Raw genomic sequence first — 20,397 nt, forward strand, 5'->3', positions numbered from 1 at the left:
GCCTGGTCGGGGCCACGAACCAGCCCGCCGAACTGGCCGGCTACGGGCCCATCCCGGAAACCCTCGCCCGCACGCTCCTGGCCAACGCCGCAACCTTCCTGCGCGTGGCCACCGACCCCCTCACCGACGAACCCCTGAACCTGGCCCCCACCCGCTACCGGCTCCGGGCAGCGGAGCGGGCCCTGCTGCGGGCAATGGCCGGCAGCTGCTACTGGCCCAACTGCACCAACCCCGTCCTGGACACCGAAAACGACCACCTCACCGCCTGGGAACACGGCGGTCGATCCACCCCCGCCAACCAACGCCCCGCCTGCACCCTCCACCACGCCCTGCGCCACTTCAAGGACGACAAGGACCGCCACGGCCGCCCCCGCCGCCAGCAGGACCCGGCCCGGACCGGCATCAAGCTCCGCGGCTGGACACCCCGCCTCACCCCCGACGGACGCGTCGGCTGGAAAGCCCCCTCCGGCCGCTACCACCCCCCCCACGCCCCGGGACACCCCGCCACCGGCCTACCCCAAACCGGTCAAAAAATACCTCACCCACGCCCTCAACCACCAACGGGCCGCCACCCCGCCAACCAAACCACCGGCACTAACCACCCCGCCAAGCTACCTCGAAGAACTCCTCATCGAATACCAGCCACCCCACACAGCCTGACCCACAGGGCGCCTCACCCCTCCCCCCGGCGGCCCGGAAGCCAGGCGGCGCAGCGGCCCGGCGGCCCGGAAGCTCGGCGGCACAGCGCAAGTCCTAGCCGAACGCGTTGGCCCCGGTCAGCTCCGCGGAGACGTCCCACAGCCGCGCGGCGGTGACCGGGTCAACGGCATGGGCGTCAACCCCCACGTAGCGGGCTAGCGGCGAACCGACCTCCGTGGGCCGGGCGATGTCGCAGTCTTCGCAGTACACCCCGCCCAAGCCGTCCAAGCGCGGCGAGGTGGCCGCCCAGACGGACGTTGCGGCGCCCTGCTGGGGCGTCTTGAATCCTTCGCGCAGCTTGCCTGATTCATCCATCCACCCGGCGGCCACCATTTCCTCGCGCGGCAGGTGGCGCTGGAGTTCCGTCATGATCCCGCCCGGATGGACGGCGAAGGCGCGCACCCCGTGCTCCTGCCCGCGCTTGTCCAGTTCCACGGCAAACAGGCTGTTCGCGGTCTTGGCCTGGCCGTAAGCCTGCCATTTGTCGTAGCCGGTGCTGAACTGGAGGTCGTCAAAGCGAATGCCGGAGAGTTTGTGCCCGGTCGATGAGAGCGACACGACGCGCGCGCCGCCGTCGGCCAGCACCGGCCACAGCTCATTGGCCAGGGTGAAATGTCCCAGATGGTTGGTGGCGAACTGCGCCTCCCACCCCGGCCCCACCCGTGTCTCCGGGCAGGCCATGATGGCCGCGTTGTTGATGAGGATGTCCAGCCCCAGTCCCGATTCCAGGTAGGCCCGGGCAAACTCCCGCACGCTGGCCAGCTCGCCCAGGTCCATGGCGTGCACCTCCACCGCGCCCAGCCCGGCGTGGCCCAGGATCTCGCGGGCATGCTCGGGCCGGCGCGCCGGCACGGTGATCCGCACCCCGGCTCCCGCCAGCGCCTTCACCGTCTCCAGGCCCAGCCCGGAATAGCCGCCGGTTACGATGGCCGTGCAGCCGGACAGGTCCACCCGGTCAAGGATCTGCGAGGCCGTGGTGTCGTGCCCAAAACCCGATCGAATCGGTTGCTGCGGTGTGTGCTGCTGCGCCTGACGAGCCATGATGCGTCCCTCAACCTCGAGCGATTAATGCTTGTCGTGCGAAATTTACACCCGCCGACCCGAAATGTCCTGCGAATCCGGGGACGGGATTGCCGGTGGCCGCTACTGCCCGTCGCGCCGATGCCAGGCGTCGATCCCGCCGTCAAGATGCACGACGTCGTCATAGCCTGCCGCGCCCAGGCTCGCCAGCGCCTGGGCCGAGCGGGCGCCGGCCTTGCAGTGCAGGATCAGGGGGACGCCGTGCGGCACCTGGCCCAGGGCGGAGCCGTCGCGGATGCCGGCGAGGGGAATGAGCACGGAGCCGGGAATCCGGGAGATCTCAAACTCCACCGGTTCCCGCACGTCGATCAACACGAAGTTCTCCTCCCCTCGTTCGCGGTTCGCCAGGCGCGAGGCGAGCTGGGACGCGGTGATGAGGGCGCCGTCGTCCGCGCCCTCTGCGGGAGCCGACAGGCCGCAAAAGTACTCGTAGTCGATCAACTCGGTGATGGGCGCCGCGGCGGGGTCCTTGGCGATGCGGATCTCGCGCCAACGCGACGTCAACGCGTCGAAGATCAGCAGCCGGCCCAGCAGGGTCTGGCCGATCCCGGTGATCAGCTTGACGGCCTCGGTGACCATCATGGCGCCGATCGAGGCGCACAACATGCCGAACACGCCGCCCTCGGCGCAGGAGGGCACGGTGCCGGGGGCGGGCGGTTCCGGGTACAGGTCCCGGTAGTTGGGGCCGAATTTGTCCCAAAACACGCTGACCTGCCCGTCAAAGCGCAGGATGGAACCCCACACGTACGGCTTGCCCAGCAGCGCCGCGGCGTCGTTGACCAGGTAGCGGGTGGCGAAGTTGTCGGCGCCGTCCAGAATGACGTCATAATCGGCGAAGATGTCCAAGGCGTTGGTGGAATCCAGCCGGACCGGGTGCAGCACCACGTCCACGCCCGGGTTGATGGCGGTGATCGAGTCCCGGGCCGACTCCAGCTTGGTCCGGCCGATGTCCGCCACGCCGTGGATGACCTGGCGCTGGAGATTGCTCAGCTCCACGGTGTCGTCGTCAATGATGCCCAGCGTGCCCACCCCGGCCGCGGCCAGGTACAGCAGGGCCGGGGAGCCCAGCCCGCCGGCACCGATGACCAGCACGCGCGCGTTGCGCAGCCGGCGCTGGCCCGTCAGGCCGATCTCCGGAATCAGGGCGTGGCGGGAGTAGCGCTCCAGGTCCTCGGCCGGCAGCGGCGGCCCCGGCTCCACCAGGGGCGGCAACGTTCGGGCGGCGGTCGGCGCGGTGGACTGGATCAGGGAAACCATGGTTACAAATCTAGTCCGCATTGGAAACAATGACAGGTTACCGGCAAGTAGAATGGCGGGTATCCGACCCATGAAGTCATGATGGGAGGAATAAGTGAAAGGCAGACCGTCATGACCCTGGACGCACCACCCGGAGAACAGCCCTCCCGCCGCACGCCGTTGGCCCGACTGCCGCGTGATGAACGGCGCGCCCAGCTGCTGGCATCGGCGCTGGAGGTATTCGTGAACAACGGCTACCACGGGGCCGCCATGGATGAGATTGCCGAGACCGCCAAGGTCAGCAAGCCGGTCCTCTACCAGCACTTTCCCAGCAAGCGGGACTTGTACCTGGCGCTGCTGGACAACCACCTGGCCGCCCTAACCGGGCTGCTGCTCAACGCCCTGAACGACACCACGGACAACAAGCTGCGCGTGCAGGCCACCATGAAAGCGTATTTCCAGTTTGTGGCGAATGACGACCAGGCCTACCGGCTCGTCTTTGAATCCGATCTTGTGAATGATCCCGACGTTGCCGCCCGGCTGGAAAAATTCAATGCCGAATACGCCGACGCCATCGGCCACGTCATTGCCGAGGACACCAAGCTGGCCCATCATGAAGCAACCCTCCTGGGCCGGGCCCTGGCCGGAATGGCCCAGGTCAGTGCCAGGTACTGGCTGGAGGCCGCCGGGAACCTGGACATCGAGGTGGCCAGCGACCTTGTGTACCGTTTAGCTTGGCGCGGAATCAGCCGGTTCCCGAAAGAATCCTGACACCGCGCCGCATAGAGTGGTGTGTACTGTCATTTCGCACGTTCGCACCAAGGAGACATCTGTGGAAATCAAGATCGGCATTCAGAACATTAGTCGTGAAATTGTCCTTGAATCCGAGCAAACGGGGGACGACGTGGCCGCGCTGGTCTCCGAGGCCCTGGCCAAGGGTTCCGAATTGCGCCTCAAGGACGAGAAGGGCCGCATGGTGATCATTCCCGGAGGCGTCCTTGGCTACGTTGAATTGGGCGGCGAGAAGGCGCGCAGCGTAGGTTTCGGCGCGCTCTAGCCTTCCACAGGCCCCGGCAGGAAAATCGGCAGCACGCAGGAAGAGGGAATCACATGGTTGCATTGGTCATTGTCGCGCTCACCGCCGGCGCCTTTGGTGCGATCGCCTGGGGCGTGGACAAGCACCGCGCAACCTTTGGCGCGCTCCTGCCGGCCGGGGCCGCCGTGGTCACCGCCCTCATCACGTGGATGATCACCATGGCGTTCGGCCTCGACGCCGGCCCGGCCACCGCCTGGATCCCGTGGATCCTCTCCATGGTGGTGGGCGGGGCCGCGGCCTGGGCCACGGCCGGCCTGGTGGGCCGGGCCCGGCACGCGCACATCGTGGCGCGGACCAACGAGATCCTGGCCATGCACTAGTCCACGCCGCGGCCGGCCTCCGTACACACGCACAGCCGGTTGGCCTGGCGATCGGTGACCACCACCCACATGGGCGCGTGCTCGTGGTCCAGTGATCCGCCGGCCGCGGCCAGGGCGTTTAGGGTGGCGGCGCTTTCGCTGTGCGGGACCGTCACGTCGATGTGGAAGCGGTTCACATTGGGCGTGGCGGTCTTTTGGAACCACAGCGCCGGCCCGCGCCCGTACGGGTCGGTCAGGTTTCCGGCCGCGTCGGCCTTGTAGCCCAGCGCCGTCCGCCAGATCTGGGAAATCGCGTCGACGTCATCGGTGTCGATGGCGATCTCCACGGTGCGCAGCAGCTCCGGCGCCGCGACCGCGCCGGCGGCCTCCGCCGCGGCGGAAATCTTGTGCGCCAGGGCGGCGTCGCGCGCCGAGACCCGGCTGCCGGCGTCGTGCGAGGTCAAGGCCACGAACAGCGTGTCGTAGCGCCAGTCCACGTCGGGATGGTGGTTGGCCTCCTGGGCCAGCGCCCCGATGCCGGCAAAAAGCTCCAGGGCCGCGGCCGACGACGGGCACTTCAGGGCCGTGCGCAGCGCGCCCAGGCCTAGGCGCCAGTGCGGCAGGGCCGCCAGTTCGGCGTCAATTTGCGGCCTCGTCAATACATCTTTGGCAGCCATCACGGCTCCTTCGGGTTGCCGGTCTACAGATCCGGGCGCCCCTCCATGGCCGACGATGCCAGGGCATGCGTGCGTTTGGGGATGCGCCCCGCTAGTGTGGCCAGTCTGCCACCGATCACGGCGTGTTTGAAGGCTTCGGCCATCGCGACGGGGTTCTGCGCCCGGGTGACGGCGCTGGCCAGCAGCACGGCGTCGCAGCCCAATTCCATGGCCAGGGCGGCATCGGAAGCGGTGCCGATCCCGGCGTCGAGCACCACGGGCACACCGGCCCGGGCCACGATCAGTTCAATGTTGTGCGGGTTCAAGATGCCCAGCCCGGTGCCGATCGGGGCGCCCAGCGGCATGACGGCGGCGGCGCCCAGCTGTTCCAGGCGCAGCGCCAGCACCGGGTCGTCATTGGTGTAGGCAAACACCTGGAAGCCGCGATTGACCAGCTGTTCGGTCGCGTCAACGAGTTCGACGGCGTCCGGCAGCAGGGTGTGTTCGTCGGCGATGACCTCCAGTTTCACCCAGTTGGTTGCCAGCGCCTCGCGGGCGAGCTCGGCGGTCATGACCGCTTCCCGGGCCGTAAAGCAGCCGGCCGTGTTGGGCAGCACGCGGATGTTGTTCTCCACCAGCAGGTCAAAGAGGTTGCTGCCGCCGGCTGTTCCGGTGCCCGGGGCGCTGTAGCGCCGCATGGCCACGGTGGTCAGCGCGGTTCCCGAGGCCAGCAGGGCGGCACCGAGCCCCTCCAGGCTTGGCGCCCCGCCGGTGCCCATGATCAGCCGGGAGCCCAGCGCCACGCCGTCGACGATGAAGGGATCGGTGTCGGTCAATACTTCAGTCATGATGGTTCACTTTCACAAGTTGCGTTCGTTGCACAGTGTGTCTTGCCGGGCCGGGCGGCAGCCGGGGCGTCAGCCGCCCTGGACGGCGGTGACGATCTCGACGTCGTCACCGCTTTCCAGCGCGGTTGCCGACCACCGGCTGCGCGGCACAACCCCGGCATTGCGGGCCACGGCCACGCCGAGCCGGCCGCCGTCGGCGGGCTGTCCCGTGGGCAGCAACGTGCGGCCCGTGACGGCGGCGACAAGGTCGGCAACGGTGGTCTCGGCGGCCAGCGGATGGGCGGCGCCGTTGAGTTGGATGGTGCTCATGGTGTCTCCTGGGGTGTTCGGCCGAAGCGGTGGATGGCGGGTGAAAAACGGTCGGGGCGGAAGCGCTCCCAGGCGAGGTCGGTGATGTTGCCAAGCAGCTGGCGGGTGATGTGGGCGGCGATCGGGGTGAGCAGCACGCCGTGGCGGAAGAAGCCCGTGGCAATGACCAGGCCCGGGATGTCGCGGCCGCCGCGATCCGCCACCCGGCCCAGCAGCGGCGCATTGTCCGGCGTTCCGGGCCGGGCGCGGGCCGTGGTTTCCAACAGTTCCAGCTCGGCGACGGCCGGCAGCAGCACCTGGGCGTCGCGCAGCAGCTGGTGCACTCCCCCGGCGCTGACGCCGGCGGCGCCGTCCTCGCGCATGGTGGCCCCGATGACCACGGTGTTGTCGTTGCGCGGGACGAGGTAGACCGGCAGGCCGCGGACCAGCCCGCGGATGGTGGCCGTGGTCAGCGGGCGCAGGTGCTCGGGCACGCGCAGGCGCAGGATGTCCCCGTACACGGGACGCACCGGCAGGATGAGCCCGTCCGGCAGCCCGGCCAGGCGCGGGGAGCCCAGGCCGTTGGCGACCACCACCTCGCGGGCATGAACCTCCCGGCCGTCCTCGAGCAGCACCCCGGTGACGGCCGAGTGGGTGTCGGCCGGATCCTGGTGCACCAGCCCGACGGCGTTGCGCCGGATGGAGGTCTGCTCCTCCCGCAGCCGACCCCGTTCGGCGGCCACCACGTTGAGCTGGACGCGGATGGCCGTGGCGACCCCGCGCGGGTCCACCTGGTGGTCCGCCGCTACCCGGTAGGCGGCACAAATGTGCGGGCCGACCAGCGGTTCCTGGGCGCGGGCCTCCCGGATGGTCAGCTGCGCCACGTCCAGCCCGTGCCGCAGCTGGACATCGCGCAGGTTTGCCAGCGCCGTGCGATCCGCGGCGTCGGCGCCCAGGACGAGGGTCGGCGTCGTCAAGAATCCGGTGTCCGCATGGCCGGCGGCCATCAGCGGCGCCACGAACTCCGGCCAGCGGGCGGCGGAGGCCAAGGTGAGCTCCAGGAGGTCCTCCTCCTGGTAGTGGAGTTCGCTGACGGGGGCCAGCATGCCGGCGGCGGCAAACGTGGCGCCGGAGGCCGGGGCGGGGTCGATGACGGTGACGGCGTGGCCGGCGCACTGGGCTTCCCACGCGATGCCCAGGCCCACGATGCCCCCGCCAATGACGGCCACGTCGGTGCTGATGATTTCCGGCACGGTGCGCGCCATTTGGTCTCCTTCCCTACGCCGGTATGGGCCGGATCAGGTTCCGCGCCCGTCCTGGGCGCCTGTCGGTCGGCGCATGGGGCGCCCTCTCAGCCAGCTTGCCTGGCTCCCGCGGTACTGAACTAGTCTATGAGATATGAGCTTCCCCTCCGTCACGCGTGTCGCCACGCCCGCCTCCGCCCCCGTCCCGGCCCCCGCCCCCGCCGCGGGGCGCACCGCCCCCAGCGTGGCCGACGCCCGGCTGTACGTGTGCACCGACGCCCGCCGGGGCCGGGGCGACTTTGCCGATTTCCTGCGCGCCGCATACGCCGGCGGCGTGGACATCATCCAGCTGCGCGACAAGTCGCTGGAGGCCGCCGAGGAACTGGAACTGCTGGCCGTCCTGCGGTCCGTGGCGGCCGAATACGGCAAGCTGTGGGCCGTGAACGACCGCGCGGACATCGCCCTGCTCTCCGGGGCGCCGGTGTTCCACGTGGGGCAAAAGGACCTGCCGCTGCCGGCCGCACGGTCCCTGGTCGGCGCCCCCGTGGCCGTGGGACTCTCCAGCCACGATCCCGCCCAGGCATCCGCCGCGGCCGCCGATCCCAACGCCGACTATTTTTGCGTGGGCCCGCTGTGGGCCACGCCGACCAAGCCGGGCCGCGCCGCCGTCGGCCTGGAATTGGTGGAGCACGCCGCATCCCTGGGGACGGCCAAGCCGTGGTTTGCCATCGGCGGCGTGGACCGCTCCAACGTTGACGCGGTGGTGGCCGCCGGCGCGTCCCGCATTGTGGTGGTCCGGGCCGTAACCGAGGCGCACGATCCGACGGCGGCCGCCCAAGACTTGCTCTCGCGCCTGCCTGGCCTGGGGTGATGTGCGGGGCCGCCGGGGCCGGCAGGGTCCCCTAGCGCAGCCCCGCCATCCGTTCCAGCGCCGCCAGGTGAACGTCAAAGAGGGCGGCAGGGTCGCTGAAGGTTGACGGGCCGTACTGGCCAAAAACCTCAAAGTTGACGGCGCCAAACAGGGCGGCCCACACCAGGACGCCGCGGGCCAGGACGTCCTCGGGCATACTCAGTCCCCATTCGGCCCGGATCGCCGCGAGGTCCCCCGACAACACCGAGTCTTCGGGCGGGGCACCGGGCCCCTCGGCTATCACCATTCCCGCACGATGGGCACCCTCGACTATCCGCACCAGCTGGCCAACGACGCGCGTGCCGGGGCCCGTCGTACGTTCGGCCGGGGCCTCGTAGCCCGGCACGGGGGAGCCAAATAGCAGGCCGTAGCGGGCGGGCTCGGCCACCGCCCACGTCCGCACCGCGCGGGCCAGCGCCCGGAACTGCTCGCGGAAATCGTCCTGTGGAGCCGCCCCGACGGCCGCGTCCACGGCGTCGCCCAGGGCATCGTAACCGTCAACCACCAGCAGCGTCAGCAGCTCATCCCGGCTTTTCACGTACCGGTAGACGGCGGAGGAGACCACGCCGAGGTCGCGCGCCACCGCCCGCAGGGATAGCCCCGCCGCGCCGTGGACCGCCAGCTGGGCGCGTCCGATGCGCAGGATCTCATCCAGGGTTTGCAGCCGGGCCCGGGCCCGCGGTGATTGGCTCATGGCACGAGTGTCGAACATTTCGAGAGCGGCGTCAACTTTTGGGAGCACCGCTCTTGACTTTGCCCGGCCGGGGCACCACAATTAATAGCGAGAGCAGTGCTCTCAAACGAAATCCGTTGACACGTCGCAGAATCGAGCCCAGCATGAACACCGTCAAAGTCGTCACCGGCGCCGGTCCCGTCGGGTGGACCGTCGCCAGCCAACTCGCGGAGGCCGGGCACCGGGTCCGAATCCTCACCCGCTCGGGTTCGGGCCCGGACCACGAGCTCATCGAACGGCGGCGCGTGGATGTGAGCGATCCCGGGACGCTCCCGGCGGCCATGACGGATGCCGATGCGCTCTTTCATTGCATTCACGGCTCAACGTACGACGCCGCGGTGTGGCGCCGCGAACTTCCCGCCGCCGAGCGAACGGTGCTCGAGGCCGCCGGCCGGGTGGGCGCCGTCGCGGTCTTCCCCGAGAGCCTGTACTCCTACAGCGCTCCCGGCGCCGTCATGACCGAGGCGGGTCCGCGCCAGGCGAGCAACGGAAAACGCGGCGTGCGCACCGAGCTGCTGGCGGCCCGGTCGGCCTCGGCGACACCGACCGTCAGCGTGGTTGCCTCCGACTTTTTCGGACCGCGGGTGAAATTCTCGCACGCCGGCGAGCGCATCGTGCCGCGGGTCCTGGCCGGCAAGCGCGTCTCGGTCGTGGGGCGCACGGACGTCGCCCACTCCTTCACGTACGTGCCCGATTTGGCGGCCGCCATGATCAAGGCCGCCGCCACGGCCGAGGTGTGGAATTCGGTGCTGCACGCCCCGACGAATCCGGCGCTGACCCAGCGGGAGCTGGCGGCGGCCTTCGCGGCGGCGGCCGGGCTGCCGGCTCCGAGGGTGAGCGCGGTTCCGGGGTGGGTGGTGCGGGCGGCCGGGCTGTTCTCGGCCGAGCTGCGGGAGCTGACCGAGACGCTGTACCAATTTCAGCGGCCGTTTGTCATGGACTCCACGGCCAGCGAGAAGCGGCTGGGGCTCACCCCTACCCCGCTGCGAATTGCCGCGGGCGAAACCGTGGAATGGTGGCGCGCGAACGCCTAGTTCACCGCCTCGATCTTCCCCGCCACCTTGCGCAGGAGACCGGCCAGCTGCACCCGCTCCTCGGCGCTCAATCCGGTGAGCAGCTCGCGGTCGCGGTCCAGGAAGCGCGGAAATTCCCGGTTGACCAGCTCGTCGCCGAGCGGGGTCAGGTGCAGGAGCACCACGCGGCCGTCACGCTCCCACGGCAGCCTCTCAATGAGTCCGCGCTTGGCCAGCCGGTCCGCGTTCTTCGTGGTGGACGCGCCGCTGAGCATCGTGGCCGCCGTGACCTCGCTGGCGCGCAACGGCCGCTCGCTGCGGGCCAGGGTGCACAACACGTCGAATTCCGCGCGGGTCACCGCCACCGGCGCCAAGTCATGTTCCACCCGCTGTGATGCCAGGGCGCCGATCCGGGTGATCCGCCCCATGACCTCGATGCTGGAGACATCCAGGCCGGGGCGGGACTTCTCCCACCCCTGGCGCGCCCGGTCCACAAAGTCACCGGCAGGTTCCGTGTTCATGCTCCCCATCCTAGAGACAGTTCTCACATAATTCACATCTATTTTACTAGTAAACTATCCAGTAGGGTGGAGGGATGATCGCGCTGACCCGCCTCCACCATGCCGGCACCGCCCTGGCCCACTCCGTCTCGCCCACCGCCTGGCGCAATTCCTTTGCGTTGCGACCGGTCGACGCGATCATTGTTCCGGCCCTCAAAGTCGGCGTGGCGGCCGCCCTGGTGCTGGTGGCCGGCGGCCTGTTGGGCCATGAGCAGTTGGCCGGCATCGCCGCCCTGGGGGCGCTGACGTCCGCCTTCAGCCGCTACGAGCCGTACCGCCGGCTCGCCCAGCATCTGGCCGTGGTGGCCGCCTCGATCCTGRGCGCCACCGGGCTGGGGGCGATTCTCGGCGCTACGGGCACCCCCTTTTGGCTGCAGATCGTCGTGTTGTCGCTGATGGCAGGCCTTGCCTCACACTTGTTCTCCGCCTGGAAAATCACCGGTCCCGGCCCGGTCATCCTGGTCTTCGCGGCCTCCGCCGGTTCCGGATTCGCCCACACGGTCGACGCCGTCCCGCCGGTCCTGCTCGCCAGCGCCCTCGGGGGCGCGGTGGGGTGGGTGGTGGCGATGGCTCCAGCCCTGGTGCTGCCGCTGGGTCCGGCCCGGTTGGCGGCCGCTCGCGCCATTGCCGCGGTCCTGCGCCTGGAAGAGGATAATGACCGGGATCGTCGGGCAGCCGCCATGCTTGCCCTGCGCACTGCCCGGGAAATCGTGGCGTTGAGTTCGCCGCCGTTCCCGGCTCGGGAGCGCCGTCGCGGGCTCCGGCGTGCGGCCGGGATTCGGCGGCACGCGGAGGGGGTGGCTCGGTTGCTGGGTGAGGCCGAGGCCGCCGTTGCGTTGGTCGGCACGGATCGCAGCGCCGCGGCCATGTCCCGCCTGGCCCGGCACGAAGCCGTCCTGCGCAAGGTTCGCCGGCCGCTTGCGGCCCCGGCAGCCGCGGGTGTCTCCGCGGGCGCCAAACCGGCGGGATTCCTGGCTGGCGGGCGTGCCGGGATGGCCTCGCGCGGCCATGCTCACCGGGCCCTGCGCATGGCCGCGGGGTCGGCGCTGTCCGGCGGGGCCGCCGTCGCGCTGGGCCTTGAACACCCGCTGTGGGCGTCGATGGGCGCCGTGGCGGTGCTGCAGGGACTCAATTACAGCGTCACGGTCCAGCGCGGCATTCAGCGGGTGGTGGGCAATGTGGTGGGGGCCGGGGTGGCCATGGCACTGCTGTCACTGTCGCTGGGTTTTTGGGTCTCGGCGGCGCTGGTGATCGTGTTTCAGATGCTGGCGGAGCTGCTGGTGCTGAAGAACTATACGCTCACCGCCTTCGCCGTGACGCCCGTGGCGCTGATCATGACCGGACTGGGCACGCAGCTGGGCCCCGACGCCGCGTTGAGCCGCGTGGCCGACACGCTCGTGGGTGTGGTGCTTGGCGTGGTGGTGGCGGCCGTCACCATCTCCTACAGCGACCGCCACCACCTGCCGCCGCACCCTGACGGCGCGCGTGACTAATACAAACTAGGCGGCGGCCGCAAGGTCCATGGCCTGTGCCAGCAGCTCAAAGCTGCGCAGCCGCGCAGTGCTCTCGGTGATCTGGGTGGCGACGATCAGCTCGTCGGCGTCGGCCAGCTTGGCGAAGTGGTCCAGGTACTCGCGGGCCACGGCGGGGGTGCCAATGGCGGCATACCGCATCATGTTCAGCACCTGCTGGCCGGCCGGGGACTCCAGCAGCAAATCCAGTTCGGCGTCGGTGAATGTTTGGCCGCGGCCCACCATGGACGCCACGCGGCGGCGCTTGGCCGTCAGGAACAAGGCATCGGCGTCCGCCTGGGTGTCCGCCACGATCGCGTTGACGCCGGCAATGACATAGGGCGCCGCCAAGGCCGCGGAGGGCTGGAAGTCGCGGCGGTAAATCCGCACCGCGTCCTCCAGGGCCTGCGGGGCAAAGTGCGAGGCAAACGAATACGGCAGGCCCAGCGCCGCGGCCAGCCGCGCCCCAAACAGGGACGATCCCAGGATGTACAGCGGCACGTGCGTGTCCTTGCCCGGGTAGGCGTTCACGCCGGGAATCCGGCTCTGCCCGTCAAAGTAGGCCTGCAGTTCCTGTACATCCTGCGGGAACGAGTCCGCGGACATCGGGTCCCGGCGCAGCGCCCGCAGGGTGTTTTGGTCGCTGCCGGGCGCCCGTCCCAGGCCCAGGTCGATGCGCCCGGGATGCAGGGTCTCCAGCGTGCCGAACTGCTCGGCGATCTGCAGCGGCGAGTGGTTGGGCAGCATGATGCCGCCGGCGCCGAGCCGGATGGTCGTCGTATGCGCGGCCACATGGGCGATGAGCACACTCGTGGCCGAGGAGGCGATCGAGGGCATGTTGTGGTGCTCGGCAAACCAGATCCGCCGGTATCCCCATTCCTGCGCATGCTGCGCCAGGTCGACGGAGGCCCGGAAACTGGCGGCAATCCCGTCCTCGCCAATGTGGGCCAGGTCGAGGATCGAGAGGGGGAGCGTCATGGGTAATGCCTTTCAGATGGTCTCCCTAGCGCCAACCCGCAAGCGGCCCCGTATATTTCCGCCGCCTCACGCTGGATCCATGGACTGGCCGTGGACGCTGCTGATCATTGAAGGGGTCAGGCTACGGCGGGCACGCTGAGCCGCTCGATGGCCGCGAGCGCCGCGGCCCGCCCGGCCCGGCTGGCGCCGAGGGTCGAGGCGGAGGCGCCATAGCCAACCAGGAGCAGCCGCGGCTCCCGGGCGACCACCACGCCGTCCATCACTATCCCGCCGCCGGGTTCGCGCAGCTTCAGCGGGGCCAGGTGGTCCAAGGCGGCGCGGAATCCGGTGGCCCACAGGACGGCGTCTGCGGCAAACTCCGTGCCGTCGGCAAAAACCGCTCCGCGCTCGGTGAGCCGGCGCAGCGGGCCGCGCGAGACCAGGGTTCCGGCGGCGATTCCGTTTTGGTACTGCCGTGTTAACGGCAGTCCGGTCACGCCCACCACACTGAGCGGCGGCAGCCCGGCTGCGGTGCCCTCGTTGACGCGGCGCTCCACGTCCCGACCCCAGTCGGCGTCGAATTCGCGGCTGGTGAACTCCGGCGGGCGGCGGGTGGACCAGGCCGTTTCCACCCCGGCGTCGGCCAGTTGCAGCAGGAACTGCACCGCGGAGGTGCCCCCGCCCACCACCAGCACGCGTTGGCCCGCGAACTCGGCAACGGACATGAAATCGTGGGTGTGCAGCTGCCTGCCGCGGAACGCTTCCACGCCCGGGTAGTGCGCCCAGTGCGGCTTGTCCCACGTGCCCGTGGCGTTGATGACCAGCCGGGCCTCGTACACCCCCCGGTCCGTCTCCACCAGCAGGGGCGCCGCGGGCGTGTCCGCCGGGAGGCCGCCGTCGTCCCGGGACCGGACCGCCAGCACCTTCACCGGCCGGTGCACGGGCAGGTCAAAGGTCTTCTCGTATGTTCCGTAGTAGCGCTCGACGACGGCGGAGGCCGGCTCGCCGGGATCGGCCGGGCCGAGTTTCATCCCGGGGAGGTCGTGGATGGCATGTGCCGAGCCCAGGGTCAGCGAGGGCCAGCGGTGGCGCCACGCCCCGCCGGGCCCCGGATTGGCATCCAGGACCACGAAGTCACGCCCCGGTTCCAGCCCGTGCCGCGCCAGGTAGTACGCGGCCGACAGCCCCGCCTGCCCGGCGCCGATGATCACCACGTCCATCCCAAGCCCTCCGTTTTCCATGCCGTATGAAGCGGCCCGGGCCAAGCCGCTATTCCGGTCGTGAGGCATCACACGTGCGGACCTCCGCGCGGAGACGTGACCGACCGGGTTGAGCCAGCCCATCCACAGCGCAAGCGGGATCATCACAAGCCAGACGATGGCGAGCCAACCACCCGTGAACCGGATGGGCGCGGCGGCTGCCGAATGGCCCGTCGCCCGGGCGGGCATCCCCTGTGATTGGATGGAGGCATGGCACTCCTCATTGTCCTGCGCGGCAATTCGGGTTCCGGCAAGAGCACGGCGGCCCGGGCGTTGCAGCGTGAACTGGGCGGGGTGTGGATTGAGCAGGACTATTTCCGGCGCACGGTGCTGGGTGAAACGGGCAACTACACGCCACTGACCGTGGAGCTGATTGAGCTCGCGGCGGCGCTCGCCCTCAGCCACGGGCGCACCGTCATCATGGACGGCATCTTCAACGCGGCCAAATACAGTGAGCCGCTCAAGCGACTGCGCGACGGCCATGACGGACCCAGCCACTTTTACGCCTACGACCTCACGTTGGAGGAAACCCTGCTCCGCCACGCCACCCGGGCGCATAAGAGGGGCGACTTTGGCGAGAAGCAAATGCGCGGCTGGTACCACGGCTGGAATCCGCTGGACGGGATCGAAGAACACCGCATCACGGCCGAAGAATCGCTGGAGGAAACGCTGCGCCGCATCCAGGGCGACGTCCGGACCGCCCCGTAAAGGGCAGAGACTAGGCCGTCAGTCCGAGTTTGCTCATGCGCTTGGAATGGTTGCGGGTCAGCTGCGCCAGGATCCGGGCCACCTCCCCGGCCGCCTCCTGCTGGGTTCCCTCCGGGCTGAGCCCGACCAGGAAACTGTGCTGGCGGCCGACGCGCTGCGCCTGCGTCAGCGCCTCCCCCACCAGCCGGCGGCCCCACAACGCCAAGCGGGATGACAGCCGCGGATCCTGGGCCAGCATGCGCTGCAGCCGGGCCGCCAGCAGCGCCGACTGCTCCTCGCTGGTGCGCACCCGGGCAATCACCGCCTGCGTCTGCGGGTCCAGGAATTCACCGATGGCCCGGTAAAAGTCCTCGGTGATGGCGTCCACCACGTAGGCCTTCATCAAGGATTCATGCCAGTCGGCCGGCCGCGTCCTGTCGTGAAAGGAATCCACCATGCGCTGGAACGGCAGCATGGCCAGCTCCACATCCATGCCCATGGCGTCCAGGCGGGCGCATGCCACCTCGTAATGGCCAAACTCCGCCACGGCCATCTTCCCCAGCACGGCCCGGTCGTGCAGGGTGGGCGAATAGCGGGCGTCGGAGGAGAGCCGCTCAAACGCCGACAGTTCCCCATACGCGATCGCGCCCAGCAGATCCACCACAAACTTGTCGTATCGGGCAGTGAACTCACCGGCGGGGATTGGTTCGTCGGCGTCGGAAGGCGGGGTACTCATAAGCTCTAGGGTAGTCCGTAGGGGCCGGGGCCCTTGCCCGCGCGGGCGGATCGTTTACGCTAATGCTGTGCCATATTCATACATTGGCGTCAGCAGCAGCGCCGCCCAGCAGCAACTCGCCCTGGCCCTGGAGGCCCTCGCCGTTGAGTTCAAGCTCCCCGGCGGATTTCCCGCGCCCGTGCTGGCCGAAGTCGATGCGGTCATCGCCGGGCACCGGCTCCCCGAGCTGGACCTGACCGCGCTGCCGTTCATCACCATCGACCCGCCCGGCTCGCAGGACCTGGACCAGGCGATGTATTTGGAGCGCGACGGCGAGGGCTACACGGTCCACTACGCCATCGCCGACGTGCCGTCGTTTGTTCCCGCCGGCGGGGCCCTGGATGAGGAAACGCGCCGCCGCGGCCAGACCATCTACACCCCCGGCAACCGCGTCCCGCTGCACCCCGCCCCGCTGAGCGAGGGCGCCGCCAGCCTGTTTGCCAACGACCCCCGGGCCGCGTTTGTCTGGGAGATCCACCTGGCCGCGGACGCGTCCCAGTCCACCGCCTCGGTGCGCCGCGCCACGGTGCGCAGCGTCGCCAAGCTTGGCTATGAGCAGTCACAGGAAATGCTCGACGCCGGGACCGCGCCGGCCGCTTTTGCCGGCACCTTGGCGCTGTTGCGCGAGATTGGAATGAAGCGGATCGCGCTCGAGCGCGACCGCGGCGGCGCCAGCTTGAACGTCCCCCAGCAGGAGGTGGAGTTCGTTGACGGCCGCTATGTCCTGGAGTTCCGCCCCGGCCTGCCGATTGAGGACTGGAACGCGCAAATTTCTCTGCTGACGGGCATGGCGGCAGCCGAGCTGATGATCCGGGGCAAGGTCGGGATCCTGCGCACCATGCCGGCCCCCGATGCCGAGGCCGTGGCCGCGTACCGCCTTCAAACGGTGGCCCTGGGCAAGCCGTGGGAGGAGGGCATGGCCTACGGCGCCTACCTGCGCACGCTGGACACCGCCGATCCCAAGCAATTGGCGCTGATGCACGCCGCCGCCGCCCTGTTCCGGGGCGCCGGCTACACCCCGTTTGACGGGACCGTGCCCGAGGAGATCACCCAGGCCGCCGTCGCCGCCCCGTACGCGCACGCCACGGCCCCGCTGCGCCGGCTGGTGGACAGGTTTGTCTTGGCCATTTGCGCGGCCCTGTGCGCCGGGGAGGAGGTGCCGGCCTGGGCCAAGGACGCCCTGGCGCAGCTGCCGGAGATCATGTCCGCCTCCAACCAGCTGGCCAACAAGGTGGATCGGGCCGCGATCGACACCGTGGAGGCCGCCCTCCTGAGCCACCAGGTGGGCAAGACCTTCGACGCCGTGGTGCTGGCCGGACCCCGCAAGAACGGCAACGGGAACAAGCCGGCCGCCAACCCGCGCAGCTTCATCCAGGTCACCGACCCGGCCGTGGCCGGCTATTGCGAGGGAGACCTTGAGCCCGGATCCGTGGTGCGGGTGCGGCTCGTTTCGGCGGACATGACCAAGCGGATTGTTGTCTTCGCCGTGGCCTCCTGAGGGTTTGCGCCCCGACCGGCTAGACTAAGGGGGTAGACATGGATGCCCGGTCGTTGATTGATCACTGAAATTAGCACTGTAATTAGTTCAGCAGTTCACCAAGCCCGCCCCTACGCGAGTCTTTTACGTTCCTTCCCGCCTATCCACTTGACCGGCGGCGAGAGGGCAAGTTATTTGTTAGCCCGCGATCGGCTTCCCCTGGATGTGTCGTTTCCCCAGGTTCCGTCTGGCCCGCTTTGGGGCCGGCGTTGAGCCTAGGCGCCGGCACCTGTATAGACGAATTGAACGGTAAGCATTTGAGCATTGAGACAGATTCCCTCCTGCTGGCTGAAGACAGCAGCGAGAATGTTGAAATTGACGGCACCCTCACCAGCACCGAGCCGCCGCGCCAGGAAGAGAAGGCAACATTTGCCAGCTTCGGCGTGCACCCGGACATCGTGAAGTCGCTGAACGAGGCCGGCATCACCCACCCCTTCCCCATCCAGGCCATGACGCTGCCCATCGCACTGGGCGGGCACGACATCATCGGCCAGGCCAAGACCGGCACCGGCAAGACCCTCGGGTTCGGGATCCCCGCCCTGCAGCGGGTGGTGGGCCCCAAGGATGACGGCTATGACTTGCTGGATGCGCCCGGCGCGCCCCAGGCCATGGTCATCGTCCCGACCCGTGAGCTGGCCGTCCAGGTCGCCGGCGACCTCACCACCGCCTCCAAGCACCGCGGCGTGCGTATCACCACCATTTACGGCGGGCGCGCCTACGAGCCGCAGATCGACGCCCTGCAAAAGGGTGTCGAGGTGGTGGTCGGCACCCCCGGCCGCCTGATCGACCTGCTCAAGCAGCGCCACTTGAACGTGAAAAACGTGCGCATCGTGGTCCTCGATGAGGCCGATGAAATGCTGGACCTGGGCTTCCTGCCGGACGTGGAGACGCTGATTGCCGGCACCCCGGCCGTCCGCCAGACCCTGCTGTTCTCCGCCACCATGCCGGGCCCCGTCGTGGCCATGGCCCGCCGCTACATGACGCAGCCCACGCACATCCGCGCGGCGGACCCGGACGACGAGGGATTGACCAAGCGCGACATCCGCCAGCTGATCTACCGCGCCCACAACCTGGACAAGATCGAGGTCGTCGCCCGCATCCTCCAGGCCCACGGCCGCGGCCGCACCATCATCTTCACCAAGACCAAGCGCACGGCCGCCAAGGTGGCCGAGGAGCTGGTGGACCGGGGCTTTGCCGCGGCCGCCATTCACGGCGACCTGGGCCAGGGCGCCCGCGAACAGGCCCTGCGCGCCTTCCGCAACAACAAGGTGGACGTGCTCGTCGCCACGGACGTTGCGGCCCGCGGCATCGACGTGGACGACGTCACGCACGTCATCAACTACCAGTGCGTCGAGGACGAGAAGATCTACCTGCACCGGGTGGGCCGCACGGGCCGCGCCGGCCACAAGGGCACCGCCGTGACGTTCGTGGACTGGGACGACATGCCGCGCTGGGGCCTGATCAACAAGGCCCTGGGCCTGAGCGTCCCGGAGCCGGTCGAGACCTACTCCTCCTCTCCGCACCTGTACACGGAACTCGACATTCCCGAGGGCACCAAGGGCCGCCTGCCGCGCAACAAGCGCACGCATGCCGGCATCGACGCCGAGGTCCTGGAGGACCTGGGCGAGACCGGCAAGCGCAATTCACCCCGTTCCGGCGGTCGGGACGGCGGCCGGGGAGGCAACCGCGGCGGCAACCGCTCGGGCGCCCACCATGGTGAGCGGCACGAGGGCGGCAGCAACCGGCGTCGCACCTCCCCCGAACGGGCCGAGGGCACGGGCCCGGAGGCGGCGGCCGAAACCGCCGGCGCGCCGGCCGAAGCCCGTCCCCGCCGCAGCCGGAACCGCACCCGCCGCCGCAACGGCGAGGTCGTGGCCACGTCGGAAGCCCCGGCCGGCGAATAGCACCCATGACTGCATCCCCCTGGCAGCCGGACGGCGGGGCAAACCTGGTGGTCCACGCGGACAATGCCGAGTTCCTGCCCACGCTGCCGGATGGCTCCTTCACGATGATCTATGTGGACCCGCCCTTTAACACGGGCAGGGTGCAGAGCCGCCGGCAAACCACCATGGTGCGCAACGCGGCCGGCGGGGGCGACCGCATCGGTTTCGCCGGGCGCAGCTATGACACGGTCAAGGGGACGCTGCACAGCTACGATGACGCGTTCACCGACTACTGGCAATTCCTGGAGCCCCGGCTCGTGGAGGCGTGGCGGCTGTTGGCCGACGACGGGACGCTGTACCTGCACCTGGACTACCGCGAGGTTCACTACGCGAAAGTCATGCTGGATGCGATCTTTGGCCGCTCCTGCTTCCTGAACGAGATCATCTGGGCGTACGACTACGGCGCCCGGGCGAAGAATCGGTGGCCCACCAAGCACGACAACATCCTGGTGTACGTGAAGAACCCGGCGAAATACCATTTCGACAATGCCGAGGTGGACCGGGAACCCTACATGGCCCCGGGGCTGGTCACGCCGGAAAAGCGCGAACGCGGCAAGCTGCCCACCGACGTGTGGTGGCATACGATCGTCTCCCCCACCGGCAAGGAAAAGACCGGCTACCCCACGCAGAAGCCCGAGGGGCTCCTGCGCCGGGCCGTGGCCGCGTCCTCCCGCGAAGGCGACTGGGTGCTGGACTTCTTTGCCGGCTCCGGCACCCTGGGGGCCGTGGCCGCGAAGTTGCGGCGCCGCTTCGTGTGCGTTGATGCCAACCCGCAGGCCATCGAGATCATGACGGCCCGGCTGGGCCACGTCGCCACGGTGGTCGAACATGCCGCCGCCGCCAAGCCCGTCGAGCCCCTGCTCACCTGACGCACTAGTCGAGCCCATGCTCACCTAACGCATCAGTCGAACCCGTGCTCATCTGACTGTGAGTCTTATTGGTAGCTGGTCTGGGACTAGCTGGCAGAGTGGGTACTGGCCGTATCATCTTATGAATGTGACTCATCATCTGACTGGCTCCGTTTGGATGCCTTGTGCGGGACCTGTCCATTCATGGGGTGGTCGGC

Annotated in this window: 21 protein-coding genes and 1 pseudogene; 11 read left to right on the forward strand and 11 right to left on the reverse strand. The window is 69.2% G+C overall.

The features are described from left to right. Positions 1-815: pseudogene (locus AB4Y80_RS15850) on the forward strand (hypothetical protein); the annotation flags it as partial. Here AB4Y80_RS15850 and AB4Y80_RS15855 read toward each other — a convergent pair. Together AB4Y80_RS15855 and moeB are read right to left on the reverse strand one after the other, a co-directional pair. After that, on the reverse strand, positions 754-1,740 hold the full coding sequence (locus AB4Y80_RS15855; RefSeq protein ID WP_442215306.1) for an SDR family NAD(P)-dependent oxidoreductase: 987 nt from the start codon (positions 1,738-1,740) through the stop codon (positions 754-756). The pseudogene AB4Y80_RS15850 and the gene AB4Y80_RS15855 overlap by 62 nt on opposite strands. Before the next feature lie 102 nt (positions 1,741-1,842). Further along, positions 1,843-3,036 carry a molybdopterin-synthase adenylyltransferase MoeB gene (gene moeB, locus AB4Y80_RS15860; RefSeq protein WP_442215307.1) on the reverse strand — a complete coding sequence of 398 codons (1,194 nt, stop codon included), beginning with the start codon at positions 3,034-3,036 and terminating at the stop codon, positions 1,843-1,845. A 111-nt stretch (positions 3,037-3,147) separates the two neighbouring features. On the opposite strand from moeB, the gene AB4Y80_RS15865 reads away from it, so the two are divergent. The 3 genes from AB4Y80_RS15865 (at position 3,148) to AB4Y80_RS15875 (ending at position 4,431) form a co-directional block, all read left to right on the forward strand. After that, entirely contained in the window at positions 3,148-3,786 is a 639-nt protein-coding gene (locus tag AB4Y80_RS15865) for a TetR/AcrR family transcriptional regulator (RefSeq protein WP_442215308.1), read from the forward strand. Positions 3,787-3,847: 61 nt separating this feature from the next. Next, positions 3,848-4,072 carry a DUF3107 domain-containing protein gene (locus AB4Y80_RS15870; protein WP_442215309.1) on the forward strand — a complete coding sequence of 75 codons (225 nt, stop codon included), beginning with the start codon at positions 3,848-3,850 and terminating at the stop codon, positions 4,070-4,072. Between the two features lie 53 nt (positions 4,073-4,125). Continuing rightward, entirely contained in the window at positions 4,126-4,431 is a 306-nt protein-coding gene (locus AB4Y80_RS15875) for a hypothetical protein (RefSeq protein ID WP_442215310.1), read from the forward strand. Here AB4Y80_RS15875 and AB4Y80_RS15880 read toward each other — a convergent pair. The 4 genes from AB4Y80_RS15880 to thiO all read right to left on the reverse strand — a co-directional run bounded on the left by AB4Y80_RS15880 (position 4,428) and on the right by thiO (position 7,467). Then, a complete protein-coding gene (locus tag AB4Y80_RS15880; RefSeq protein WP_442215311.1) occupies positions 4,428-5,087 on the reverse strand; it encodes a 4a-hydroxytetrahydrobiopterin dehydratase in 660 nt (219 codons plus the stop codon). The genes AB4Y80_RS15875 and AB4Y80_RS15880 overlap by 4 nt on opposite strands. A 23-nt stretch (positions 5,088-5,110) precedes the next feature. After that, the gene (locus AB4Y80_RS15885) at positions 5,111-5,914 is read right to left on the reverse strand and encodes a thiazole synthase (protein WP_442215312.1); all 804 of its coding nucleotides are present in this window, start codon (positions 5,912-5,914) and stop codon (positions 5,111-5,113) included. A 69-nt stretch (positions 5,915-5,983) separates the two neighbouring features. Beyond that, on the reverse strand, positions 5,984-6,223 hold the full coding sequence (thiS, locus tag AB4Y80_RS15890) for a sulfur carrier protein ThiS (RefSeq protein ID WP_442215313.1): 240 nt from the start codon (positions 6,221-6,223) through the stop codon (positions 5,984-5,986). Next, on the reverse strand, positions 6,220-7,467 hold the full coding sequence (gene thiO, locus AB4Y80_RS15895; protein WP_442215314.1) for a glycine oxidase ThiO: 1,248 nt from the start codon (positions 7,465-7,467) through the stop codon (positions 6,220-6,222). Before thiO ends, thiS begins: the two co-directional genes overlap by 4 nt. Positions 7,468-7,600: 133 nt before the next feature. On the opposite strand from thiO, the gene thiE reads away from it, so the two are divergent. Beyond that, complete coding sequence (thiE, locus tag AB4Y80_RS15900) at positions 7,601-8,317, forward strand: thiamine phosphate synthase (RefSeq protein WP_442215315.1); 717 nt, start codon at positions 7,601-7,603, stop codon at positions 8,315-8,317. 31 nt (positions 8,318-8,348) lie between these two features. On the opposite strand, the gene AB4Y80_RS15905 is transcribed toward thiE, so the two are convergent. Further along, complete coding sequence (locus tag AB4Y80_RS15905; RefSeq protein WP_442215316.1) at positions 8,349-9,050, reverse strand: TetR/AcrR family transcriptional regulator; 702 nt, start codon at positions 9,048-9,050, stop codon at positions 8,349-8,351. A 143-nt stretch (positions 9,051-9,193) separates the two neighbouring features. On the opposite strand from AB4Y80_RS15905, the gene AB4Y80_RS15910 reads away from it, so the two are divergent. Then, positions 9,194-10,123 (forward strand): NAD-dependent epimerase/dehydratase family protein, encoded by a 930-nt coding sequence (locus tag AB4Y80_RS15910; RefSeq protein WP_442215317.1) that lies wholly within the window; start codon positions 9,194-9,196, stop codon positions 10,121-10,123. Here AB4Y80_RS15910 and AB4Y80_RS15915 read toward each other — a convergent pair. Further along, positions 10,120-10,623 (reverse strand): MarR family winged helix-turn-helix transcriptional regulator, encoded by a 504-nt coding sequence (locus tag AB4Y80_RS15915; RefSeq protein ID WP_442215318.1) that lies wholly within the window; start codon positions 10,621-10,623, stop codon positions 10,120-10,122. The two genes, AB4Y80_RS15910 and AB4Y80_RS15915, sit on opposite strands and share 4 nt — an antisense overlap. Positions 10,624-10,697: 74 nt before the next feature. On the opposite strand from AB4Y80_RS15915, the gene AB4Y80_RS15920 reads away from it, so the two are divergent. Beyond that, positions 10,698-12,155 carry an FUSC family protein gene (locus AB4Y80_RS15920; protein WP_442215319.1) on the forward strand — a complete coding sequence of 486 codons (1,458 nt, stop codon included), beginning with the start codon at positions 10,698-10,700 and terminating at the stop codon, positions 12,153-12,155. Between the two features lie 6 nt (positions 12,156-12,161). Here the strand turns inward: AB4Y80_RS15920 and AB4Y80_RS15925 are convergent, their stop codons facing one another. Then, the gene (locus AB4Y80_RS15925; RefSeq protein WP_442215320.1) at positions 12,162-13,151 is read right to left on the reverse strand and encodes an LLM class flavin-dependent oxidoreductase; all 990 of its coding nucleotides are present in this window, start codon (positions 13,149-13,151) and stop codon (positions 12,162-12,164) included. A gap of 116 nt (positions 13,152-13,267) precedes the next feature. Continuing rightward, positions 13,268-14,350 (reverse strand): FAD-dependent oxidoreductase, encoded by a 1,083-nt coding sequence (locus AB4Y80_RS15930; protein ID WP_442215321.1) that lies wholly within the window; start codon positions 14,348-14,350, stop codon positions 13,268-13,270. 249 nt (positions 14,351-14,599) lie between these two features. On the opposite strand from AB4Y80_RS15930, the gene AB4Y80_RS15935 reads away from it, so the two are divergent. Continuing rightward, the gene (locus tag AB4Y80_RS15935; RefSeq protein ID WP_442215322.1) at positions 14,600-15,097 is read left to right on the forward strand and encodes an AAA family ATPase; all 498 of its coding nucleotides are present in this window, start codon (positions 14,600-14,602) and stop codon (positions 15,095-15,097) included. A gap of 10 nt (positions 15,098-15,107) precedes the next feature. Here AB4Y80_RS15935 and AB4Y80_RS15940 read toward each other — a convergent pair whose 3' ends face one another. Further along, positions 15,108-15,812, reverse strand: coding sequence for a ferritin-like fold-containing protein (locus AB4Y80_RS15940; protein ID WP_442215323.1), 705 nt, complete (start codon positions 15,810-15,812; stop codon positions 15,108-15,110). A 67-nt stretch (positions 15,813-15,879) separates the two neighbouring features. On the opposite strand from AB4Y80_RS15940, the gene AB4Y80_RS15945 reads away from it, so the two are divergent. The 3 genes from AB4Y80_RS15945 to AB4Y80_RS15955 all read left to right on the forward strand — a co-directional run bounded on the left by AB4Y80_RS15945 (position 15,880) and on the right by AB4Y80_RS15955 (position 20,200). Then, positions 15,880-17,349 (forward strand): RNB domain-containing ribonuclease, encoded by a 1,470-nt coding sequence (locus AB4Y80_RS15945; RefSeq protein ID WP_442215324.1) that lies wholly within the window; start codon positions 15,880-15,882, stop codon positions 17,347-17,349. 353 nt (positions 17,350-17,702) lie between these two features. Further along, positions 17,703-19,292 (forward strand): DEAD/DEAH box helicase, encoded by a 1,590-nt coding sequence (locus tag AB4Y80_RS15950; RefSeq protein WP_442215326.1) that lies wholly within the window; start codon positions 17,703-17,705, stop codon positions 19,290-19,292. Between the two features lie 5 nt (positions 19,293-19,297). Continuing rightward, entirely contained in the window at positions 19,298-20,200 is a 903-nt protein-coding gene (locus AB4Y80_RS15955; RefSeq protein ID WP_442215325.1) for a DNA-methyltransferase, read from the forward strand. Positions 20,201-20,397 lie beyond the last annotated feature (197 nt).

It is taken from the genome of Specibacter sp. RAF43 (assembly GCF_052114065.1).
Taxonomy (GTDB): Bacteria; Actinomycetota; Actinomycetes; order Actinomycetales; family Micrococcaceae; genus Specibacter.

Coding starts and splice junctions, on each gene's coding strand:
- AB4Y80_RS15855 (WP_442215306.1), bottom strand. CDS start 1,740: ATGGCTCGTCAGGCGCAGCAGCACACACCGCAGCAACCGATTCGATCG.
- moeB (WP_442215307.1), bottom strand. CDS start 3,036: ATGGTTTCCCTGATCCAGTCCACCGCGCCGACCGCCGCCCGAACGTTG.
- AB4Y80_RS15865 (WP_442215308.1), top strand. CDS start 3,148: ATGACCCTGGACGCACCACCCGGAGAACAGCCCTCCCGCCGCACGCCG.
- AB4Y80_RS15875 (WP_442215310.1), top strand. CDS start 4,126: ATGGTTGCATTGGTCATTGTCGCGCTCACCGCCGGCGCCTTTGGTGCG.
- AB4Y80_RS15880 (WP_442215311.1), bottom strand. CDS start 5,087: ATGGCTGCCAAAGATGTATTGACGAGGCCGCAAATTGACGCCGAACTG.
- AB4Y80_RS15885 (WP_442215312.1), bottom strand. CDS start 5,914: ATGACTGAAGTATTGACCGACACCGATCCCTTCATCGTCGACGGCGTG.
- thiS (WP_442215313.1), bottom strand. CDS start 6,223: ATGAGCACCATCCAACTCAACGGCGCCGCCCATCCGCTGGCCGCCGAG.
- thiO (WP_442215314.1), bottom strand. CDS start 7,467: ATGGCGCGCACCGTGCCGGAAATCATCAGCACCGACGTGGCCGTCATT.
- thiE (WP_442215315.1), top strand. CDS start 7,601: ATGAGCTTCCCCTCCGTCACGCGTGTCGCCACGCCCGCCTCCGCCCCC.
- AB4Y80_RS15905 (WP_442215316.1), bottom strand. CDS start 9,050: ATGAGCCAATCACCGCGGGCCCGGGCCCGGCTGCAAACCCTGGATGAG.
- AB4Y80_RS15910 (WP_442215317.1), top strand. CDS start 9,194: ATGAACACCGTCAAAGTCGTCACCGGCGCCGGTCCCGTCGGGTGGACC.
- AB4Y80_RS15915 (WP_442215318.1), bottom strand. CDS start 10,623: ATGAACACGGAACCTGCCGGTGACTTTGTGGACCGGGCGCGCCAGGGG.
- AB4Y80_RS15925 (WP_442215320.1), bottom strand. CDS start 13,151: ATGACGCTCCCCCTCTCGATCCTCGACCTGGCCCACATTGGCGAGGAC.
- AB4Y80_RS15930 (WP_442215321.1), bottom strand. CDS start 14,350: ATGGACGTGGTGATCATCGGCGCCGGGCAGGCGGGGCTGTCGGCCGCG.
- AB4Y80_RS15935 (WP_442215322.1), top strand. CDS start 14,600: ATGGCACTCCTCATTGTCCTGCGCGGCAATTCGGGTTCCGGCAAGAGC.
- AB4Y80_RS15940 (WP_442215323.1), bottom strand. CDS start 15,812: ATGAGTACCCCGCCTTCCGACGCCGACGAACCAATCCCCGCCGGTGAG.
- AB4Y80_RS15955 (WP_442215325.1), top strand. CDS start 19,298: ATGACTGCATCCCCCTGGCAGCCGGACGGCGGGGCAAACCTGGTGGTC.